This is a genomic window from Paenisporosarcina indica, from assembly GCF_001939075.1.
GTDB lineage: Bacteria > Bacillota > Bacilli > Bacillales_A > Planococcaceae > Paenisporosarcina > Paenisporosarcina indica.
Genome location: NZ_MPTA01000002.1, coordinates 553,153 through 574,367 on the forward strand (window position 1 = coordinate 553,153; position 21,215 = coordinate 574,367).

Below are 21,215 nucleotides of genomic sequence, written 5' to 3' on the forward strand. Positions count from 1 at the left end.
CTGGATGTAAATTTGCCTAGACAGAACCAGCGCAGATGCCTTTCAAGTAGTAGCCAAGCTTCTCGTACGAGGCCATCCACAAAGCGCCGGAACGTGTATTATAGGGAATTCTTAGTCCAGTCTATATTGGTAAATTTTTTCAGCGTCCTATATTTAGGGTAGGAAAAGCGTTCAACACTTGTTTAGGGGTAATCCTAAGTTTTATGCTTCTACTATTATTAAAAAGTTCGACCGATATCGACTATACTTTGGATCATTGTTTTACATTGTCGGATTATTTTTAAAAGGTTTTTTTCGAATGAGATTCAAAACTGCCATTCCATCGCTTGGGTTTTCCCCGTGCCAAATCGGAAATAATGAAAAGAAAACGAAGTAGAAAGAAAAATATACAAAATGATAAAGAAAGATGCTTGGCTCAAGTTCATTCATCAAAATCAATCCATTCAGTATGAAGATACTGGCTACATTAAATATTGAACCACCTAAATAAACTAAAATCAGTTGCCATCTTTTATCTTTTTTAGCAATGGTAACGTACTCGCACCAACCATCATAAAAATATAAACGGCGAATATGAAGTGGCCCAATTTTCGTAAGAACCTTTCCGCTTCCGATATGCATATTTACTTTCCCCCCAAATATGCGCGCGAAAAACATATGTCCCATTTGATGAAATAACGTCACGAGTGGCATAACAAGAAAAAAGGAAAAGAAAAACTTCCAAAGGTCATTGAATCCAAACATTTTGTCACCTACTTATCCATTAAGTAATGATGACTTAGTCTACGAGAAACGTTGGTGGAATTCAATCATTACCCCTTACAATTCTTCAGGTAATATTTGCTAATCGGATTTACTTTTTCAGCAAATCTTATCGGGACCGATATTAACCAGGCTTTCTTCGAACATATCAATAATTTCAACAAAACGGCTTGCTTCTCTAAAAACATGGTCAGCTAACAATGGATGAATATTGCTCTTGATCCGACATTCGTCAATTAAATCACGTGCGGTTTTCTTGAAATCTCTTAATGAAACAACAGATACTCGATTTTGATCCAAGAATTGTGTCAGTAACGGAGTCGTTTCGGACTGAGGTCTCATACTGTCCAGGTCAATTGCCTGATATAGTAACTGATCAAAGTCATGGCTAAATTCTCTTGCCTGATCGACCAATTTCCGTTCACTTGGATCTAACAAATGTCCGATAAACTTCGCATGGTCTGCCATGATTTTAAGGAAGAATACGTTTTCTTGGATGATGGCCTCCGGTAAAGGTTGGAGTGTCCCTTCATTTAACTCTTTTAATCGATTTGCAAAATAAGCAGCTTCCCTACTTATATGGTCAACTAATAAAGGATAATTATTGGTAAAGATTTCACAACGTAGGATTAGCCCTAGTACTTTTCGTTTATATGCCCAAATAGATGCAGCGGCTTGGTACACTTGTGAATTGAAAGCTCTTATTTGTTGAGGATCCGAATGCTCTGAGTACCCTGCTAACTGCTCTTCAATCCTCTCAAAGACCGTAATGAATTGTTGCGCTTCCTCAATGAGCTTTTGCTCATTAAATGTAAATCCTAAGCTCAAAAACAACGCATGTTCTTTCATTATTCTTGACCAAAATTGAATTTCATCTAATGACCTTACAACAAACTCGTTTGACATACATTCGCCTCCGTTTTTTTCAATACAATTTATCGTATGTCACATTCCTATTAATGCTCCATAAGGGGACGAATTAATTAAGTAAAGAAATAAAACATGCAAGTTTCTTAAAACTTTTTATCAATTATGAACCATTTTACATATTAAACGTAGGAGGATAGAAGTGTCCTCGCAGCAACTTGCATCCTTCCCATTGAAAGATGGGGATTATTCTGCTAAATTGAAGCAAGCCTAATTTTTGATATGGATTTTTATCAATATCTTCTTATTTAGCGGGTTTTACATCAAGGGGGACATCATGAAGAAAAGCTTACAGATGGGTAGTGCATTTATTGGCATAATTGTCGGAGCAGGATTTGCTTCGGGACAGGAAATACTTCAGTATTTTACTAGTTTTGGTTATATGGGATTGATCGCGGCATTGATTTCAACTGTATTATTTGCCTATCTCGGCATGAATTTAACTCGACTTGGTAGTAGGATGCAAACAACTTCTCATAAAGAGGTTGTTTATAAGATGAGTGGGAAATATGTCGGGAGAATTGTTGATTACATCATTATCTTTACATTGTTCGGCGTAGGAGTAGTCATGATTGCCGGAGCAGGGTCCATTTTTTCACAGCAATTTGGGCTTTCTTCCGCGCTCGGCAGTACGGTTATGGCGGTGATTGTCATCCTCACCATCATGTTGAATGTACAAAAAGTCATCGCTATTATCGGTGGTGTGACACCATTCTTGATCATTACTGTCGTTTTTGTGTCAATTTACTGCTTACTAACGATGGATTTATCTTTTGCTGAGTTGAATCCAATTGCAAAAGAGCAGCCAACCACATTGCCAAACTGGTTCGTGTCTGCGATCAATTATGTATCCTTTAATATTGCAGTGGGGGCTTCTATGTCAATTGTCATGGGAGGTACTGAAAAAGACGAGAAAATCGCAGCTCGCGGTGGCTTAATTGGTGGACTCGGACTTGGTATCCTAATCATCTTGAGCCATCTAGCCATCTTTTCAAAAATTGATACAGTTGCTGGATTCGAGATGCCTATGTTAAAAATCGTTGACGATATATCTCCGATTCTCGGATTCTTTATGTCGATTATCCTATTTGGGATGATTTACAATACTGCAGTCAGCATGCTCTTCTCATTCTCAGCACGTTTTGTCCCAATGGGAACCACTAAGTTCAGAGTTTTTGTCATCATAACTGGAGTTACAGCTTATGTGGCAAGTTTCGTAGGCTTTACGAAGCTAGTCACAATGTTCTATCCAGTAGTCGGTTATCTTGGCTTATTCCTTGTTGGGGCAATCATTTATGCTTCATTTAAGAAAGACGGTAAAACAGTAACCAACGATCAGAACGGATAAATACGAAAAACACAATAAAGGCTGTCCTGAAAAGTCGCGTTATTCGACTTTTTAAGACAGCCTTCTTACATATAGGCTAGTTGAACTGACACCCGTTGACTAAGCTCTTTAGGAAAACGACGAATACCGATGCGTCGTTTTTTATGTTAAACGCTCTCATTAATCAAGCTCTGAATTCATGAAGGGTCGTAACGATTTAATAAGCTGACTTCTTAAGTATTCTCCATTCAATCGGAACCACTTAGAATTAGTCTAGCTTTTTTCAAATGATTTCAATTAGTTTCTTGCATTATAGATCAAATTTAAATAATATACATTTAAGCAAAGAATAAGGCCAATTGGAACTAGTATTTAGGTATGGTTATTATATACATACCGCCATTTTATGTTTCTCCAAAGTTTGGTTTACTTCTATTAAAAACGGGTAATATTTTAATGTACCGGTATAAATATAAGTCAACTCGCTGGATGAATAGATATCTTTTGGCGAAGTTAGGCTTGGCGGCTTATTTACAATCGGACGCCCACTACTTTTGAATACAGTGGCAACGAATTGCGAACAGAAAAAGGCAGATTCTCTTTCAATAGTTCTCTCGAAAAGTACTCCAAACAATCCCAGGAAATTATATTTGTATTTCTCTTGATTTTTCTCGAAATCTTTCATGAAGGCTCTCATCAACTCATATTCTCTTTCCGTGACCGTGCAACTGAAGACCGCACACTTGGCCCTTTGAAAAAACGGAATACTCATGTCTTCTTTTACAAATCCTCCACCAAAAGGATTGTCAATATTTTTCCTTCCAAAACTATAGACTTCACTCAAGTCTTGACTAAAAGATATCGAGACATGACTAAACGGATGGTTGGTAAATTTTTTAATCAATTTTCCTAGTGACGTTTTAGTATCAGTAAAAACAAAATAAATTTCCATGGTTTCCCCCCTTGTATTACAAAATTCACAATAAATGATGAGTTGATTAATTTTTCAATTTATCAATTTATTTAAAGTATAACTTAGCATTAACAACCACGCCATCGGACGAGAGGCGTTTTGACAACTCAGACCCGAGACCTAGACAGGCAGTCAAATTAAGATAAAGTATGAAATTAGCCATTTCCGTAATTGCGTTTCAATTCATCACTGACAAGCAAATATCCAACATCTTTACTGCCTTGCTATTGCTCGTCCGACTTGAAGCCCAGTAAACAAGCAGCCACCTAAGAAAGTACCTTCTAGAGAACGGTACCCATGGATACCTCCACCACCAAACCCACAAACTTCACCCGCTGCATATAAACCTTGAACAGGCTCGCCAAACGAACCAAGCACACGTCCTGACAAATCAGTTTGCAAACCACCAAGCGTTTTTCTGCTAATAATGTTTAGTCGTACGGCAATCAAAGGACCATTACGTGCGTCCAGAAATTTATGCGGTTTGGCTACTCGTATTAGTTTGTCTCCAATATAATTACGAGCACCTCGTAATGCTGTCACTTGCAAGTCTTTTGAGAATGTATGATCAAGTTCTCTATCACGTGCCACAATCTGACGTTTCAACTCGTCGAATTGAATTAACCCATCACCCGTTAGCTTGTTCATCCCCTCGACAAGTTCTTCAAGTGTGTTGGCAACAACAAAGTCTTTTCCCTTGTCCATAAATGCTTTGACAGGTGCAGTAGGTCCAGGCAGCACACGAGATAGTACTTGGCGAACACTCTTTCCAGTCAAATCCGGGTTTTGTTCGGAACCAGAAAGTGCGAATTCTTTTTCAATTACTTTTTGGGTCAATACAAACCACGAATAGTCATAGCCCGTTTTTTGAATCGTTTCTAAAGTACCGAGTGTATCAAAGCCTGGGAAATTAGGAGCTGGAAATCTTTTTCCTGTTGCATCGAACCATAGAGATGATGGTCCAGGTAAAATCCGAATTCCATGGTTGGCCCATACCGGATTCCAATTTTGAATCCCTTCCGTATAATGCCACATGCGGTCTCGGTTAACGATGCTTCCACCAGCTGCTTCTGCTATTCCTAACATTCGTCCATCCACATGTGTCGGCACACCCGAAATCATACGTTCTGGTGCTTTTCCTAATCGTTTTGGCCAGTTTTGACGGATCAAGTCCAAATTCGCACCAATTCCTCCACTCGTCACAACGACAGATGGAGCTTTTTCATTGAATGGCCCGACTAATTCTCTTGAACTGGCTTCCCCTCGCCCTACGTTACTAGGAACTAGGACCATTCCTTTTACGCCAACCACTGCTCCATTATCCAGTAACAATTCATCTACACGGTGTCTCGGTCGATAATCCACAAGATTTAATTCCATTGCTTTGCGTAATTTCTTTTCGAATGGTTGAACAATTCCCGGACCTGTTCCCCATACGATATGAAATCGCGGGACTGAATTGCCATGCCCTTCAGCTAGATACCCGCCACGTTCGGCCCATCCTACTACAGGAAAGAACCGAACCCCTAAAGAACGTAGCCAGTCTCTTTTTTCACCTGCAGCAAATTCAACATATGCTTCTGCCCATTTACGTCCCCAATAATCATCTTCATCACGATCAAATCCCGCAGCACCTTGCCAGTCTTGCCAAGCTAATTCAAGAGAATCTCGAATCCCCATTCTCCGTTGTTCAGGAGAATTGACTAGAAATAATCCACCAAATGACCACCAAGCTTGGCCGCCAAGTGATGATTCAGGTTCTTGATCTAGCAATAGCACTCTCTTTCCAGCATCGGTCAACTCAGCAGTTACCACTAATCCAGCTAATCCTGCACCTATTACAATCACATCTGCATTCATGTTGAATACACCCCTAGAACACTCAATTTTCCACTATTCTATTTTCTACTATATTCGATTAATCTTGGATATTTTCCTTTATAATATGAAACAATTTATTTATTGAATGTCATATTAATTAATAACTCTGTGATTTGGATTAGCAATATATCGCATAACCATTTTTTGTAGTATACTAGTAGAAACTGGATGTCATACATATGAACTATTTCATAGGAAAGGTTGATTCTTTATGCCTGTACCAATCAATCATGCTAAACCAATTCGTATATCTGCCAAAGAAAATGCATTTAATCAATTGCAGCAATGGATTATCGATGGTACGTTGCGGCCAGAAGAAAAATTGAATGATACCGAATTAGCGGAAGCATTAGGTGTAAGCAGAACGCCTATTCGCGAATCATTACAATTGCTTGAGGTTCAAGGATTTGTTGAAATGTTTCCTGGAAAAGCAACTCAAGTGACGAAAGTGAAAAAAGAAGACATAATAGACCTTCTTCCTCCACTTGCAGCACTTCAAGCACTAGCGGCAGAATTAGTGGTTCCGAATTTAAATGAACACATCATTCGAAATTTAGAAGATATGAACGAACGTTTTTCTCAGGCAATCCAAATCGAAAATTATTTTGCGGCACTTAAACTCGATGAAGATTTTCACCAAATCATTATAGACGCAGCAAATAATCCCTATATTACAGCGATGGTTGCTACCCTCCAAGCGCATGTTAGAAGGCTTTTTTACCATAATTCGATTGTCTTAACTACTCATTCCATAGAAGATCATGCGAAGATTATCAAACATCTAAAAAACCATGATACAACGCTCGTTTCAAAAATAATGCGAGATAATTGGCTGAACGCAATAGAAGAATTTTATTCTCGTGAACGCGAGTAATGTAAAGTGACTCAATCGTTTTACATGTATTTTTAATCAGTATTTATCAAAAATAACACATTTTCGCTTATTTTGGCAGTCTAAATTAAGTAAACATACTTATTAATATTGAAAAAAACCCCAAATCCCACACTTATTATCAAGTGTTAAGAGATTTGGGGTTTTAGTTGATTCAATTATGCGTAACTATTTGATAACTTTCGGACATGCACTAGAATTCCTGTAATGACGATGACAATCAGAACTGGAACTAACCATCCTAGACCTTGATCGTATAAAGGCAAGTAGGCTTCATAGAATGAAATGATTGGTTTCATCCAATCAAAGTACTCCAATTTCAACGATTGACATAAAGTTTTCAGTCCATCAATACTACTAATCATAAACGTAACAATCGTTGCAGACACATAGACTAACCGTGAATGATTAAACAGTGGAGATGCAAATGTTAGCATCATCAAGACAATTGCCAATGGATACAAGAACATAAGAACTGGAACTGAATACGTAATAATGTTTGATAGACCAAAGTTTGCAACAACAAATGAGAATGTAGAGAAACCAATCACAAATAATTTATAACTAATTTTAGGAAGTATTGTATGGAAGTACTCTCCACATGCCGTGATTAAGCCAACGCTTGTCGTTAAACAGGCTAGGAAAATGACAACTGACATCAACATTGTCCCAAAGATTCCAAAATAGTGTGTGGACGCGCTAGTCAGAACTGGTCCACCAGTTTTAAATAGACCAAATGATTCTACACTCGTCGCTCCTAAATAAGCGATTCCTACATAAATCACGCCAAGTAACACAGTGGCAATTCCACCCGATTTTGCTGTTGCTACTAAAATATCTCGAGTCGAAGTAATCCCCATTTTACGAATAATATTAATTACAATAATCCCAAAAACCAAAGATGCTAGTGCGTCCATCGTATTATAGCCCTCTGTAAAACCTTTTAAAAAGGCACCGCTAGCATAAGATTCTTGTGGTGCTTGAATGGATCCCATCGGTTTTACAATAACCATGATCAAAAGAATACCTAGTAAAACTAAAATCGCAGGTGATAATAATTTACCAATGCGGTCCACCATTTTTGATGGATTTAATGACAACCAAAGTGTCACTGCAAAGAAAATAAACGTAAAGACCAGTAGAGCAATTTGTTCATATCCTGCACCGATAAATGGAGCAACACCGATGTCATACGAAACGGCTCCTGTGCGGGGAATCGCAAAAAGCGGTCCAATAGTTAAATACAGCAAAGCTGTAAAAATAACGGCATATATAGGATGTATGCGACTAGCAAGATCCTGTAAACTACGACTACCTGAGAACCCCATTGCTAATATCCCGAGGAATGGTAGACCTATACCAGTTAGTAAAAACCCTGCCACCGCGATCCAAACATTAGATCCAGCTTGTTGTCCTAGTGAAGCTGGAAAGATAAGATTCCCTGCTCCAAAAAACAAAGCAAAAAGCATAACACCTATTACTGTATAAGATCCAAAAGACAATTTCTTATTCATATATGATTCCTCCTATTAGACAATTTTTTATATGATATTTAAAACTCATATGCAATATATCACTGGGTGTTATCTTACTCTATCTAAAATTGAAATGCAATATATTATGCGACACTTTTTAGAATATTATTAAGATTAAATTAAAGTATTTTTAGATGGCTATAATGAACGTTTGTCTGTTCTAATTAAGATTGACTACTTTCATTGTCTTTTTGATGAATTTGTGCTATCTTTATTGATTGAATTAGCATAAATGTAAGGTGGTTAGATTTGAATGGAAAACAAAGCTTATCAAGTATTGTTATATTATAAATATGTACCTATAGAAGAACCCGAATTATTCGCACAAACTCATTTAGCCGCATGTAAAGAGCTCGGCCTATTAGGACGTATTCTCGTTTCTCATGAAGGGATAAATGGAACTGTATCCGGTACATTGGATCAGACCCAAGCCTATATAGATATGATGAAAGACGATGAACGCTTTTCAGATATGTCGTTCAAAATAGATGCTGCTGAAGGTCATGCGTTCAAAAAAATGCATGTCCGTGCAAAAAAAGAAGTGGTTCACCTCGGTCTCGGCGATGATGATATCAATCCAAATGAACTAACTGGACAATATCTATCACCTACCGAGTTCTACGAAAAAATGCAACAAGATGACACGATCGTAATTGATGCACGAAATGATTATGAATTTGATTTAGGTCATTTCCGCGGCGCGGTTCGTCCGGAAATCAAAAACTTCCGTGACTTACCTCAATGGATGCGTGAGAATAAAGAACAGTTCGAAGGGAAGAAAATCCTAACGTATTGTACAGGTGGAATTCGTTGTGAAAAATTCTCTGGATGGTTAGTTAAAGAAGGATATGAAGATGTGGGCCAACTTCACGGAGGAATTGCGACATACGGGAAAGACCCTGAAGTACGCGGTCAATTATGGGATGGTCAAATGTACGTCTTTGACGAGCGCATCGCAGTACCAATCAATCAAGTTGAACACGTAATTGTCGGAAAAGATTATTTTACAGGTGAACCTTGTGAACGCTATGTAAACTGTGCCAACCCAGAATGTAACGACAAAATTCTTTGCTCAGAAGAAAACGAACATCTGTATATGCGTAGTTGCTCTGATGAATGCCGCACACATCCAAGCAACCGCTATATCGTTGAGCATCAATTGACGGAAGAACAAGTTTCTACGAAATTACAGGAAATTGATCGTTTGAGACAAAATGCATAGTCTCCAATTTAAAACCCATCATCAGATCAAATCTTGAAAGATTTGGCCAGGTGATGGGTTTTGTTTTCGAACCAAAAACAGGAGTATCGGATTTTCCCGAGACTCCTGATCAATAAAATACTATTCTCCTATTACATCACGGAAACCAATACCTCACTAGATACTTCTTCCTTCACAACCTTACCGCCTTTTATGACAACACGAATATTTGAGTTGTCTTCCAGTGAGCGCAATTCCGTCAGCGGATTCTTTTTGGTAATGACCACATCCGCGAATTTCCCGACCTCCAACGTTCCTACTTTATCTTCCCATCCTAAGCATTCAGCGGCAGTCTTCGTTGTCGCCACAATCGTTTCCATCGGTGTCATCCCAATCTCATTCATCAAAGACAACTCTCTTAAATTTGTGCCATGAGCCATGACACCGGCATCTGTTCCCATGGCGATTTTCACACCGGCTTTGTAAGCTTTGGCGATGCTTTCTTTATGAGCCACCACCACTTCTTCAGCCTTTTTAACTCCCCATTCCGGCATGCCTGCCGTTGCTGCAAGCTCCAGCACAGCTACCGGGGCCAATAATGTCGGCACCAAATACGTTCCGTTCTCAACCATAAGTTCGATGCACTCGTCATCCAGATAGATGCCATGCTCGATGGAATGGATCCCTGCCTTGACGGCATTCTTGATTCCTTCCGATCCTTGCGCATGTGCCATTACCTTGATCCCTCGTCTAAATCCAGCTTCTTCAACCATCACTTTCAACTCGTCGATCGTAAATTGAGTGAACTCGGGGTGATCTGTCGGACTCAGTACGCCGCCAGTGCTATGAACCTTTATGACTTCCGCTCCGGCACGGAGTATTTCCCTAACCGTTTTACGAACTTCCTCGACCCCGTCGCAAATTCCACTTGGCATGCCGGGATATTCATCCATAAGTAATTTGACAGTCTGGCCGGATGCTGTCCATGTATCGCCATGCCCACCGGTTGTTGTAAGGGCCGTTATGGAAATTTGCATGCGTGGCCCTTCAATCAGACCTTTTTCAACAGCTTGTTTTACACCCGCATCCGTTCCGCCACAATCCCTCACCGTCGTAATCCCGGCATTGAGAGTGTTACGCATGAATTCTATCGATTTATAGAAATTAAGTGAGAAAGGAGTGGCTAGTCTGAATTCCACTGGCTCATACTCCAACATCAAATGAACATGTGAATCAATGAATCCCGGAAGGATGTACCCACCATTCGCATCCATGTAAGAGATTTCCCCTTCAAAGCTCGGCAAATCCTTCTCCTTGCCAACGAATACGATTTTCTCGCCTTCCATTGCCAAAGCAGCATGCGATACCGGCTCTCCACCATTCCCGTCAATTAGACTACCATTCTTAATCACTGTAATAGCCATCCTTCAATCCCTCACTTCATATAATTTTCATCAATTCTAGCTAGGAGTAGAAATATCAATATTCATACTTGTTGGCTAATGCGAACGTGCGTACAGCGCAAATGCACGATAACAACAGAAATATTTAATAGAGTGAATCCTCTTCCTATTACGGAATGAGCATTCTTATTAAAAAAGCGCCGTTTGGACGACGCTATCTCTCTTTCTTGCAACTGATCAGTTAGCCCCGCTCACTGACCATTTCTGTAAGTTATGGTGCATACCGAAAGTTACAGGCTTACCAAACTCGACACGCTTGTTCACACCAGAGAAATCATGGTCAGAGTATAATGTGACGATTGGCGCTTCTTCGATAATTTTTTTCTGGATTTCACTATAGATGACTTTACGTTTTTCAGTATCCGGCTCTTGTTTACCTTTCACTAATAGTGCATCCATTTCCGGGTCACTGTATCCCATGAAGTTGTAAGTAGCTCCTGTCGCATATATACTCGATACGTCTGGATCAAGTGTTAATGTGAATCCGAGTAATAGAAGGTCGAATGCTCCTTCTTTACCTTTTGCCATGATTGTCGGGAAATCGTAGTTTGTTATCTTTGTTTTTACCCCGATTGCTTCAAGACTCTGTGCAATGATTGGAGCCGACTGCTCACGAACTTTATTCCCGATAGGTACAACGAATTCTAAAGGAGTATTGAAATCAAATCCAGCTTTCTCCAGCATTTCTTTTGCTTTTTCAGGATTGTATTCGATTGCACCCACGCTCTTATCCAAGAATGGAGAAACTGATGAATATGGACCATCGATAACTTCTCCAAATCCTTTCAACAATTTGTCAACAATTAGCTGACGATCAATTGCCATGGACAATGCAGTTCGAACTTCATTGTTAAACTTAGTGTTATTGAAATACATTGTTTGGAATCCGATTGTCGGTTCAACATTTGTCACAACATTTTTTAAACCTTCTACAGTTTCATAGTCCTGTACCGCAATTTTACCGATACCTTTTGAAACGTTAAAATCAAGTTCCCCTGTTTGAAGTTGACCTACAAGATTTGGAGCTGGCATGATTTTGATAAATAGCTTTTCAAGCTCTGGTGTTCCCAAATAGTAATCTTTATTGGCAGCCAGTTCCACGAATTGGTCCTTCTCGTATTTAACAAATTTAAATGCACCTGAAGACACTGTAGGATTTTGCATGTAAGAATGTTTCGATAACTCTTCAACCGGGACATCACCCAGAATGTGTTTCGGTAAAGTCAATACGTTCAATCCAAAAATTTCCTTCATATAGTTAGGATCAACTGGAACTGCAGTAGTTAACTCCACCGTTTTGTCATCGATTATTTTCACTGAAGATAATTCAGTTTGTCCTTCAGGGAGCTTTCCGTTTGCTTCTAGACCAGCCAGCATTGAAATGTTTGCTCCTTGGGAAGTCTCTGATTTAGGATTGGCAATTGTGTTGATTGTAAATGCCAAATCTTCCGATGTGACTGGAGTACCGTCTGTCCACTTGGCATCCTTATTGATTTTCACGGTGTAATGTTGTCCATCTTCCGACTCGAATGATTCAGCCAATCGAGGAACAAAGTTCAACGGTCCATCCATTTCCAATAAAGTATCCTGGAAGTACTTCTGGATGAACATTGCAGCTACGTCACCAGCATTGATCGGGTTAAACCCCGTTGGTGGGTTAACTAAGCCAATAAACATTGATTTTGAATCCTGTTTTTTCTCATTACCAGTATTGTCTTTTTCAGTTGCTTCCCCACTGCAAGCAGTTAAGATCAGAAGTGAAAGAATGGTCATCAGGCATAGGACTTTCTGGACTGTGCGTTTCATTTTGTTCCCCCTAAGATATTTATTATATTAACTATTACTTAAAGCTTTTTGGATCTACCGCATCCCGGAGCCCATCTCCCATGAAGTTTATGGAAATGACAGCAAGGACAATCATTAATCCCGGTGGAATCCACAACCATGGTTGCTGCGCAAGAACCGTCAACGACTGTGCTTCAGTCAGCATATTTCCCCAGCTTGCAGTTGGTGGCTGGACTCCCATTCCCAAGAAACTCAAGGAAGCTTCCATGATGATTGCCGCCGCGATCCCAAATGTCGCATTGACGAGTATTGGAGCAAGTGCATTCGGCAGGATATGATTTATCAAAATCCTTGGGGCAGTGTAACCAAGGGCAACCCCCGCCTTCACATAATCCATTTCCCTAAGGGACAACACACTCCCCCTAACTAAACGGGCAATTGGAGGCCAACCCAAAAACCCTAAAACCAAGATAATGTTGAATAAACTTGGTCCCATAACACTAACCAATACCAAAATTACCATCAGGAAAGGAAAGGACATAAAGACATCCGTAATCCGCATGATGATCATATCGGCCCATTTGCCCATATAACCAGCTATCGCACCCAAAATGGTTCCGATTACTACGTATATTGCCACCGCTCCCAAACCAACCGAAAGCGAAACACGTGAAGCGTAAATCAGACGACTCAGTACATCCCGTCCAACCTGGTCCGTCCCGAGTATATGTTCCGCGGACGGTTTCGCCTCAAATTCGTATCCGATTTCAAATGGATCATGAGGTGCTATGACAGGTGCAAAAATAGCCATTAATACAATCAGCGTGAACATGATCATGCCCAAAACAGCAAGCTTATGCTTTAGAAAACGAGTAGCGATTACCCTTAAATAAGTCTCTTCTTTCCCAAGTTCACCTTGCTGTTTCGCAAGCTCGGAGTTTGGAATAACGGCAGAATTTAAATTTTGTAATGACATTTTCCCCCCTCATTTCCTCTAGTTGTATTTAATTCGCGGATCAACAACTGAGTACATGACATCAGTTATAAGGTTAGAAAACAATACTGTAATTGCGGCGAGAAAGTTCAAGGCCATCAATGTTGGATAATCCCGGGATCCAATGGATTGAATTGTTAACTGCCCCAGTCCCGGCCACTGGAAAATCTGCTCGGTTACTACAGCACCACCAATCAACAGTGGAATTTCCAGTCCAATGATCGTTACAATCGGGATCAATGCATTTCGCAATGCATGTTTATTATTGACAATAAAGTGATGCAGTCCCTTTGCCCGTGCAGTCCGTAAGTAATCCTGTCCCAAAACTTCCAGCATGCTTGAACGTACATAACGCACCATGCTTCCTGCAATTCCCGTCCCCAATACCAAGGCCGGGAGAATCAAGTGCATAATGGTATCCGTAAAGCCCGCCGAGCCCCCCAGGGTATTCATCCCTCCCGTCGGGAAAATGGGAAATACAATAGCAAACAGATAAATAGCACCCAGTCCCAAAAAGAAACTTGGAACCGAAATCCCAAAGAACGAAAACGTTGTTGTTAAATAATCAATGAAAGAATATTGTCTTGTTGCACTAAGTATCCCAATTGGAATTGCAATTAAATATGCAATTACCAAGGCAGTCGCCATCAATAGCAACGTTGGGCCAAGTCGATCTGCAATATTACTTATTACAGGTTCGTATGTAGAGAAGGAATAACCAAAGTCACCTTGGAAGAGATTCCCCATCCATCTACCGTACTGCTCCCATAATGGATCATTTAATCCAAGCGCTTCTTTTTTTGCTGTAATATCCGCTACAGACATATTTGGGTTAACAAACATATCTACCGGGTTACCGGGTGCCAGATTGATAATTAGGAAGTTGAAAATCGTGACACCGAATAAAACCGGGACTGCGATGAGTATTCTCCGAATAATATATTGAAACAATATTCTTCCTCCTTTCTTATTAACTTAATGGGAAATGACACGCAACACTATGATCTATGCCCTTTAATACTGGCACTTCCTCCCTGCACTTGCTCTGTACAAAAGGACATCTCGTATGAAACTTACAACCAGATGGTGGATTTGCCGGACTTGGTACATCACCTTGTAAGACGATTTTTTCTTTATTCCGCAGATGTGGATTTGGCACTGGGTATGCACTCAACAATGCACTAGAATAGGGATGCTTTGGGTTTTTAAAGATATCTTCAGTTTTTGCAATTTCCACGATATTCCCCAGGTACATAACTGCAATTCGATCACTGATGTATTTCACTGCACCCAGTCCATGTCCAATAAATAAAAAGGTTAGCTGAAACTCCTTTTGCAAATCTTTTAAAAGGTTTAAGACTTGGGCTTGTATGGATACATCCAGCGCTGAAACCGGCTCATCGCAAACGATTAATTTAGGGTTCAAAATCAATGCTCTTGCAATTCCAATCCGTTGACGCTGCCCCCCCGAGAACTCATGAGGATAGCGACCGACATATGCTCTTGGTAAACCTACGACCTCTAATATATCGTCCACTTTTTTCTTCACCTCAAAAGGCTCTACCAGTTTGTGGAACAACAATGGTTCGCTTAGTAAATCACCAATTCGTTTTCTTGGATTCAACGAAGAATAAGGATCTTGGAAGATTATTTGTAAATCGGTACGGATTTTTCTCATTTCCCTGCTTGAAAAATCCGCTAAGTTTTTTCCTTCAAATATAATTTCTCCTTCAGTCGGCTTTTCCAATTGCACAATCGCTCTGCCTGTTGTTGATTTTCCGCAGCCAGATTCTCCTACCAAACCTAGCGTTTCACCAGGAAATATGTCGAATGAAATTCCATCGACTGCTTTTACATGCCCTACTGTTCTGGAAAGGATTCCTTTTGTAATTGGATAATGTTGTTTAAGGTTTCTAACTTGTAAGATTGGGGAACTTTCAGTAGAAATCGTTGTTTCTTTCAAGGATTCCAAAATCATACGGTAACCTCCCTATTTCCGGGTTGAGTTGCTGCCAATTCTTCTTCCCCTAGCCAACATCTGACTTTATGATCGTCAAGTTCATCATTGGGAACAGGAATTAAATCTGGTTGTTGCTGTAAACAGCGTTCCATTGCAAATTCACATCTTGTATGGAATCGACAACCTGTTGGCATATTCTGAAAACTGGGAACTGCACCGGGAATTGATACCAGACGCTCTTCCGCATCATAATCAATATGTGGGATTGAGCCAATCAAGCCTTTTGTATAAGGGTGTTTGGGATTATCGAATAAGGTGAAGACATTCGCTTCCTCCACAACTTGACCGGCATACATAACAATAATTCTATCTGCCATTTCTGCGACAACACCCAAATCATGGGTAATAATCATAATGGCTGTATTGAACTTAGTACGAATATTTTTCATTAATTCCAGTATTTGCGCTTGAATCGTTACATCCAGAGCAGTGGTTGGCTCATCTGCAATAAGCAATTTGGGGTTGCAGGAAAGCGCCATGGCAATCATGACGCGCTGCCTCATTCCTCCTGACAGGGAGTGTGGAAATTCATCCATTATTGCTTCAGGTCTTGGAATACCAACACTATTAAGCATTTCGATGGAATATTTTCTCGCTTCCTTTTTGCTTAATTTCATATGGAGGCGAATGCCCTCCATCATTTGATTTCCGATTGTGAAAACCGGGTTAAGGGAAGTCATCGGTTCCTGAAAAATCATCGAGATTTCATTGCCTCTGATATTTCTCATCTCCGACTCGGATATTTTGGTCAAATCAAGCCCATTAAACAGGATGGATCCTTTTTTGACTATTCCATGTTTCCCAAGCAATCTCATAATCGATAAAGAGGTAACGCTTTTCCCGCACCCTGATTCTCCGACGATGCCAATTGTTTGTCCTGGTTTCAACTGGAAGCTTACTTCCTCTACAGATGTAACCTCTCCCTTACCTGTCTTAAATACAGTTTGAAGCTTATCTACTTCCAATAAGTATTTTGCCAAAATATGCCCTCCTCTCTAGGTTGTCATTAGTTCAATATCAGCATGTTCATCGAAATTTTCATCTTTAGATGGTTGTTCGCATAAATAGTGATGGGTAATCGATAGTAGAGCTTGACCAGCCAGTATCATGGCTCTTTCATCGAAATCGAATTTTGGGTGATGATGAGGGTAACATGCTCCAATTTCTTCATTTCCTGCTGAAGTGAAGAAAAACATGCCTGGTTTATTTTGAATGAAATACCCAAAATCCTCACTTCCCATAATGGGCTCGATGTTGACTAACTTCTCTTCACCGACTTGTTTGCTCATGACTTCAACAAATACATCCGTTTCTTTATCATGATTTACAAGTGCGGGATAGCCACGTGAATACTCCACTTCACATGTCGCATGAAATGCTGCGCAAATTCCTTGCACAATCGTTTTCATCTCATTTTCAATGCGGTCACGAACTTCCGGATCAAACGTACGGACAGTTCCCGTAATTTCCGCAGTATCTGCGATGACATTCGGTGCTCCCCCAGCATGGAAAGATCCTACGGAAACTACAGCGGGTCTTAGAGGATTGATTTGTCTCGCCACGATATGCTGAAGCTGATTGACAACCTGTGTACCAATTGCGATAGCATCTACTGTTTCGTGTGGCGCTGAACCGTGTCCACCTCTTCCTTGTATTGTTATAACAAAGGCATCTACCGCGGCCATCATCGGTCCTTTGCGATAAGAATAAGTTCCATACGGTGCATTTGCCATTAAATGAGTTCCAAATACAACATCCACCCCATCAAGCGCACCGTCCTCCACCATCGCGATTGCCCCACCTGGAGCTTTTTCTTCAGCGTGTTGATGTAAAAGCACCACATTTCCATGTAAGTACTCTCGGTTCTCACTCAATATTTTCGCCACTCCCAGAAGTGTTGCTGTGTGCCCATCGTGCCCACATGCATGCATGACACCAGGAACGGTTGACTTGTAAGGAACATTCTTCTCATCCTGAATCGGGAGTGCGTCAAAATCTGCACGCAATGCAATTGTTCTACCTGGCTTTCCTCCCCTGATAATCCCGACGACTCCTCGACCACCAACACCTGTTTTCACTTCAATCCCTAAATTACTCAGGTAATCGGCAATTTTTTGGGGCGTCCTTACTTCTTCAAACGATAATTCTGGATTCATATGAAAATCTCGTCTCCACTCAACCATCTGACTATATAACTCATCTAAACTCTCTTTCCAACTGTCTATCATACGAACACATCCCTTATCGTTTATTATAATTATGCAGATTAATTAAATTGTCACAACATTCAGCTAAATAAACACATTATTCAATTCGTCATTTTCGCTCAATTGCACGAAAACAATTTACCGATCATCCCAAATACAAATTTATTATGAGTCACCGTAAGCATCTACTAACTAATTCACACCCCACAGTCATCTTTCTGAAGTACATTTTTATTCATGCTTACGAATAAAGCAATCACAATGATGGAAATAATTAAACTATTTTTAAAACTATAATGGATAATTATCAAATAATCAATTTATATTTTTGAAAATTTAAAAAATTCTATTAAAATATATATATCGACATTATTCTTGTTCTTTCTATTCCATTAATTGACTCCATCAAAAAATCCAAGTCACTTGATTTCCATGACTTGGATTAGATTGCCCGTATTTTTTCACTCATTTTACCTACCATATATCCATTAAAATTCTGTTGTACTGTCCACCTAATAACTAATAACTTATGCAGACACCGCGATATATTATGACAAAATCGATGGGAAAAACACATTTAAACTTTTTACTAATGATCTAAAGCTACAGCTTGAAAGAAAACGTTGATTGAGGTTGAATTAAGAAAAGCGATAAAAAATGTGAACTTTATCTTCACTATCAGTCAAAATTCAATTTGCAGACGAATGAATTAGCAAGAGTCGAAGCACTGATCCGATGGGAAAATTCGAGTTTAGGGTTCGTTTATCCCGATCGCTGAAGATACTGGGGTATTTATCGAAATCGGGAACTGGGTAATTAGTAGAGTCTTAAACCAAATAGACATATTACGGCGCAATGGGCATCCATTAGTTAAATTCTCGTTTAACGTTTCTCAACAACAGTTTCGAGATAATAACTTAATTCCTTTTATCGAATCTAGTTTGTACATATATAACATAGAGGCCAACTATTTAGAACTTGAATTTACGGAGAGTGTGCTTGAAGACTTCGAATTAGTCATTCCAAAAATAACTGCCCTCAAGGAACTTGGATTTGGGTATCGATTGATGATTTTGGAACGGGTTACTCATCCCTTAGTCTTCAGAAAAACTTGCCTTTCGATACGTTGAAGATAGATCAATCATTCGTTCGTGATTTGATCGGCAATAGTAAAGATATTACTCTTATTGAAACAATCATTAACAATGGGAAAATATCCAACTTAAATGTTGTTGCTGAAGGGACTTAAACAGAGGATCACCTTCATTTCCTAGGTCAATTGGAATGTCCGATGGGCCAAGGTTATTATTTCAGCAAACCAATTTCAGCGATAGAGTTAGAAGAACAATTTTTCAGTAAACGAACTATCTTGAACAACTGATGAATGATTTTGCACTCGTTAAACGGTGTACTTTTATGTGGGAATAAAATCCAGTTCGATGTTAATGATTGGGATTTTCTTTGTTTTATCTCTAATGAAGAACATATTGGGAATGCATGAAAATATTGATCTCTAGACGGTTCTTTATCTCGTGTTACACTAAGTGTGTAGTAGAAAAGGAAACTTTTCTAAACTCAATTTTGATCATATGTGCAACAACATACTTTCCCTGATTTGTTATGTTGTTTCACTTATACTTAGACGTCCGGGGTGGTTGCCGGGCGTCTTTTCTGATTCCCACGATGATTCATTAACGATAGTTCATAAACTGCGTTGCACGTTGAGTTGGCATTTGAAAATTCGCATCATTTAATTGTTGATACGTGTTCAATAGTTCATCCAGTCTTTGGCTACACGCAACAACACGTGGATCTACAAATCCAAAACGCTTTGCATTATTATACATATCTCTTTTATATAAATAGATTTTTACCAGCAATATATATTTATTTAACATTCTCATCTTTTTCATTTCCCCCATACACTAATTTTCTCGGCTTCATTTATCCAGTTCGTTATGAAACAACTTTTTCATAGTATTATAGATGGAATGTAAAAATTGTCGAAACTTGGTTCTAATTACAATTTTCATTATTTTGTCACATTTACCCAAAATAAAACAAAAAAATGTTGACTTAAACATTTGTTTGATCCTCTAAATGTCAGGAAAATTACTGTTTCAACCAAATCATATTCTTATCCTGTGAAAAATTAGCTAGATTATATAAAAACAAGACTTCATCAATTTCGTTGGTATCCAAATACTCGTATATATTCAGATGGTAGTAACGAAGATCAATTACATGTATCTCTTCAAAATGATTTGCTAGGAATGGTATAAAGGCGTGTGCATATGAATCTTTTATAACAACGAGTTTTCGTCCGTTATGGAGACTAGATTTAATTTTCACAAGACTATGATTGCCATTTAAAAATACAGCATATTGGTCTTTTTTATTTAAATTGTCCCATTCATATAGCGTGTTTGAACTTTGGTCATTAACTTCGTATTCCACCTCATAAGTTAAATTGAACTTTGGAAGAAAAATTTCAATCTCATCGGGTTCTATACGATAGGCACTTGCTTTCGAATACAAAGTACCATAAAAATCATTAGATACCGTTTCAACGGAAAAATCATCTTTCCTATAAGGCCGAAATCCCATCTTTTTTGCCGCGGCTTCATATGCGTAATAAGCACCTATACTTGTCCAATGATGGTCTGTCCGAAAGTATATCTGCTCCTCTTTTTCACGTAATAGAACACCATATACATCTAAATATATTATCGATTCATTAAACTGATCCTCTAAATAAGTAAGTGTTTCTTTCTGACTAAATGATGGTGCATACAAAGGTAAGTTTTCATTGTATATTCCCACCGATGTTGGAGCGACCATCAAATATGATGTAATATTCTCAGCTTTATTTAAAAAATAGAGAATGTTATTTATATTTTTTTGAAGCTGCTCCCCTGGCTTATCATAGCCTTCTAATAAATAGTCTTCTTTGCCAAAAAATACGCCGTTATTTTCTTTCTTTAATGTTACCCGTTCGACATCGGTATTAAGTCCCACCCAAAATTTTTTCCAAACAAATTGATCACTTAAATACACTTCAAAGTCATCTGTAAATTCACCTGAAATAAAACTGTCAAATGTAAATTGTGGCATTTGAGACAAAACACGATTTTCGATTTCAGAAAAGTTCATGTTCTTTGAAACTAGATTTGAAACGCCTATACCGAATATAAAACACAGGAATATTCCACAAATAACTTTATTCACCACAGACATGTCTAGACCCC

17 protein-coding genes and 1 pseudogene are annotated in these 21,215 nt (G+C 39.1%); 4 read left to right on the forward strand and 14 right to left on the reverse strand.

What is annotated here, in order from left to right:
- Window positions 1-261: 261 nt before the first annotated feature.
- Together GY23_RS08160 and GY23_RS08165 are read right to left on the reverse strand one after the other, a co-directional pair.
- The gene (locus GY23_RS08160) at window positions 262-744 is read right to left on the reverse strand and encodes a site-2 protease family protein (RefSeq protein WP_075618717.1); all 483 of its coding nucleotides are present in this window, start codon (window positions 742-744) and stop codon (window positions 262-264) included.
- 117 nt (window positions 745-861) lie between these two features.
- Window positions 862-1,668, reverse strand: coding sequence for a DUF2935 domain-containing protein (locus tag GY23_RS08165; RefSeq protein WP_075618718.1), 807 nt, complete (start codon window positions 1,666-1,668; stop codon window positions 862-864).
- Between the two features lie 298 nt (window positions 1,669-1,966).
- On the opposite strand from GY23_RS08165, the gene GY23_RS08170 reads away from it, so the two are divergent.
- Complete coding sequence (locus tag GY23_RS08170; RefSeq protein WP_075618719.1) at window positions 1,967-3,037, forward strand: YkvI family membrane protein; 1,071 nt, start codon at window positions 1,967-1,969, stop codon at window positions 3,035-3,037.
- A 364-nt stretch (window positions 3,038-3,401) separates the two neighbouring features.
- On the opposite strand, the gene GY23_RS08175 is transcribed toward GY23_RS08170, so the two are convergent.
- Window positions 3,402-3,968 (reverse strand): C40 family peptidase, encoded by a 567-nt coding sequence (locus GY23_RS08175; RefSeq protein WP_075618720.1) that lies wholly within the window; start codon window positions 3,966-3,968, stop codon window positions 3,402-3,404.
- A 234-nt stretch (window positions 3,969-4,202) separates the two neighbouring features.
- A complete protein-coding gene (locus GY23_RS08180; RefSeq protein WP_075618721.1) occupies window positions 4,203-5,849 on the reverse strand; it encodes an FAD-binding dehydrogenase in 1,647 nt (548 codons plus the stop codon).
- A 232-nt stretch (window positions 5,850-6,081) separates the two neighbouring features.
- Here GY23_RS08180 and GY23_RS08185 point away from each other — a divergent pair, with 232 nt between their 5' ends.
- Window positions 6,082-6,744: a GntR family transcriptional regulator gene (locus GY23_RS08185; RefSeq protein ID WP_075618722.1), complete on the forward strand. Its 663-nt coding sequence runs from the start codon at window positions 6,082-6,084 to the stop codon at window positions 6,742-6,744.
- Window positions 6,745-6,920: 176 nt separating this feature from the next.
- Here the strand turns inward: GY23_RS08185 and brnQ are convergent, their stop codons facing one another.
- Window positions 6,921-8,276 carry a branched-chain amino acid transport system II carrier protein gene (gene brnQ / locus GY23_RS08190; protein ID WP_075618723.1) on the reverse strand — a complete coding sequence of 452 codons (1,356 nt, stop codon included), beginning with the start codon at window positions 8,274-8,276 and terminating at the stop codon, window positions 6,921-6,923.
- A 274-nt stretch (window positions 8,277-8,550) separates the two neighbouring features.
- On the opposite strand from brnQ, the gene trhO reads away from it, so the two are divergent.
- Entirely contained in the window at window positions 8,551-9,519 is a 969-nt protein-coding gene (gene trhO / locus GY23_RS08195; RefSeq protein WP_075618724.1) for an oxygen-dependent tRNA uridine(34) hydroxylase TrhO, read from the forward strand.
- Window positions 9,520-9,650: 131 nt separating this feature from the next.
- Here trhO and GY23_RS08200 read toward each other — a convergent pair whose 3' ends face one another.
- From GY23_RS08200 to GY23_RS08230, 7 genes are all read right to left on the reverse strand, one after another.
- On the reverse strand, window positions 9,651-10,922 hold the full coding sequence (locus GY23_RS08200; RefSeq protein WP_075618725.1) for a metal-dependent hydrolase family protein: 1,272 nt from the start codon (window positions 10,920-10,922) through the stop codon (window positions 9,651-9,653).
- A 216-nt stretch (window positions 10,923-11,138) separates the two neighbouring features.
- A complete protein-coding gene (locus GY23_RS08205; RefSeq protein WP_075618726.1) occupies window positions 11,139-12,767 on the reverse strand; it encodes an ABC transporter substrate-binding protein in 1,629 nt (542 codons plus the stop codon).
- A 34-nt stretch (window positions 12,768-12,801) separates the two neighbouring features.
- Entirely contained in the window at window positions 12,802-13,722 is a 921-nt protein-coding gene (opp4C, locus tag GY23_RS08210) for an oligopeptide ABC transporter permease (protein WP_075618727.1), read from the reverse strand.
- 18 nt (window positions 13,723-13,740) lie between these two features.
- Complete coding sequence (locus GY23_RS08215) at window positions 13,741-14,691, reverse strand: ABC transporter permease (RefSeq protein ID WP_211270653.1); 951 nt, start codon at window positions 14,689-14,691, stop codon at window positions 13,741-13,743.
- Between the two features lie 19 nt (window positions 14,692-14,710).
- Window positions 14,711-15,718, reverse strand: a complete 1,008-nt coding sequence (locus GY23_RS08220) for an ABC transporter ATP-binding protein (protein ID WP_075618728.1) — start codon at window positions 15,716-15,718, stop codon at window positions 14,711-14,713.
- A complete protein-coding gene (locus tag GY23_RS08225) occupies window positions 15,715-16,740 on the reverse strand; it encodes an ABC transporter ATP-binding protein (protein ID WP_075618729.1) in 1,026 nt (341 codons plus the stop codon). The genes GY23_RS08220 and GY23_RS08225 overlap by 4 nt, the downstream gene beginning before the upstream one ends.
- A 15-nt stretch (window positions 16,741-16,755) precedes the next feature.
- Entirely contained in the window at window positions 16,756-17,988 is a 1,233-nt protein-coding gene (locus GY23_RS08230; RefSeq protein WP_075618730.1) for a M20 metallopeptidase family protein, read from the reverse strand.
- Window positions 17,989-18,782: 794 nt separating this feature from the next.
- Here GY23_RS08230 and GY23_RS17815 point away from each other — a divergent pair.
- Window positions 18,783-19,216 (forward strand): annotated as a pseudogene (locus tag GY23_RS17815) (EAL domain-containing protein).
- 442 nt (window positions 19,217-19,658) lie between these two features.
- Here GY23_RS17815 and GY23_RS08250 read toward each other — a convergent pair.
- A complete protein-coding gene (locus tag GY23_RS08250) occupies window positions 19,659-19,871 on the reverse strand; it encodes a Spo0E family sporulation regulatory protein-aspartic acid phosphatase (protein WP_342742398.1) in 213 nt (70 codons plus the stop codon).
- A gap of 208 nt (window positions 19,872-20,079) precedes the next feature.
- The gene (locus tag GY23_RS08255) at window positions 20,080-21,204 is read right to left on the reverse strand and encodes a DHHW family protein (RefSeq protein WP_075618733.1); all 1,125 of its coding nucleotides are present in this window, start codon (window positions 21,202-21,204) and stop codon (window positions 20,080-20,082) included.
- Between the last annotated feature and the right edge of the window lie 11 nt (window positions 21,205-21,215).

Coding starts and splice junctions, on each gene's coding strand:
- GY23_RS08160 (WP_075618717.1), bottom strand. CDS start 744: ATGTTTGGATTCAATGACCTTTGGAAGTTTTTCTTTTCCTTTTTTCTT.
- GY23_RS08165 (WP_075618718.1), bottom strand. CDS start 1,668: ATGTCAAACGAGTTTGTTGTAAGGTCATTAGATGAAATTCAATTTTGG.
- GY23_RS08170 (WP_075618719.1), top strand. CDS start 1,967: ATGAAGAAAAGCTTACAGATGGGTAGTGCATTTATTGGCATAATTGTC.
- GY23_RS08175 (WP_075618720.1), bottom strand. CDS start 3,968: ATGGAAATTTATTTTGTTTTTACTGATACTAAAACGTCACTAGGAAAA.
- GY23_RS08180 (WP_075618721.1), bottom strand. CDS start 5,849: ATGAATGCAGATGTGATTGTAATAGGTGCAGGATTAGCTGGATTAGTG.
- GY23_RS08185 (WP_075618722.1), top strand. CDS start 6,082: ATGCCTGTACCAATCAATCATGCTAAACCAATTCGTATATCTGCCAAA.
- brnQ (WP_075618723.1), bottom strand. CDS start 8,276: ATGAATAAGAAATTGTCTTTTGGATCTTATACAGTAATAGGTGTTATG.
- trhO (WP_075618724.1), top strand. CDS start 8,551: ATGGAAAACAAAGCTTATCAAGTATTGTTATATTATAAATATGTACCT.
- GY23_RS08200 (WP_075618725.1), bottom strand. CDS start 10,922: ATGGCTATTACAGTGATTAAGAATGGTAGTCTAATTGACGGGAATGGT.
- GY23_RS08205 (WP_075618726.1), bottom strand. CDS start 12,767: ATGAAACGCACAGTCCAGAAAGTCCTATGCCTGATGACCATTCTTTCA.
- opp4C (WP_075618727.1), bottom strand. CDS start 13,722: ATGTCATTACAAAATTTAAATTCTGCCGTTATTCCAAACTCCGAGCTT.
- GY23_RS08220 (WP_075618728.1), bottom strand. CDS start 15,718: ATGATTTTGGAATCCTTGAAAGAAACAACGATTTCTACTGAAAGTTCC.
- GY23_RS08230 (WP_075618730.1), bottom strand. CDS start 17,988: ATGATAGACAGTTGGAAAGAGAGTTTAGATGAGTTATATAGTCAGATG.
- GY23_RS08250 (WP_342742398.1), bottom strand. CDS start 19,871: ATGAGAATGTTAAATAAATATATATTGCTGGTAAAAATCTATTTATAT.
- GY23_RS08255 (WP_075618733.1), bottom strand. CDS start 21,204: ATGTCTGTGGTGAATAAAGTTATTTGTGGAATATTCCTGTGTTTTATA.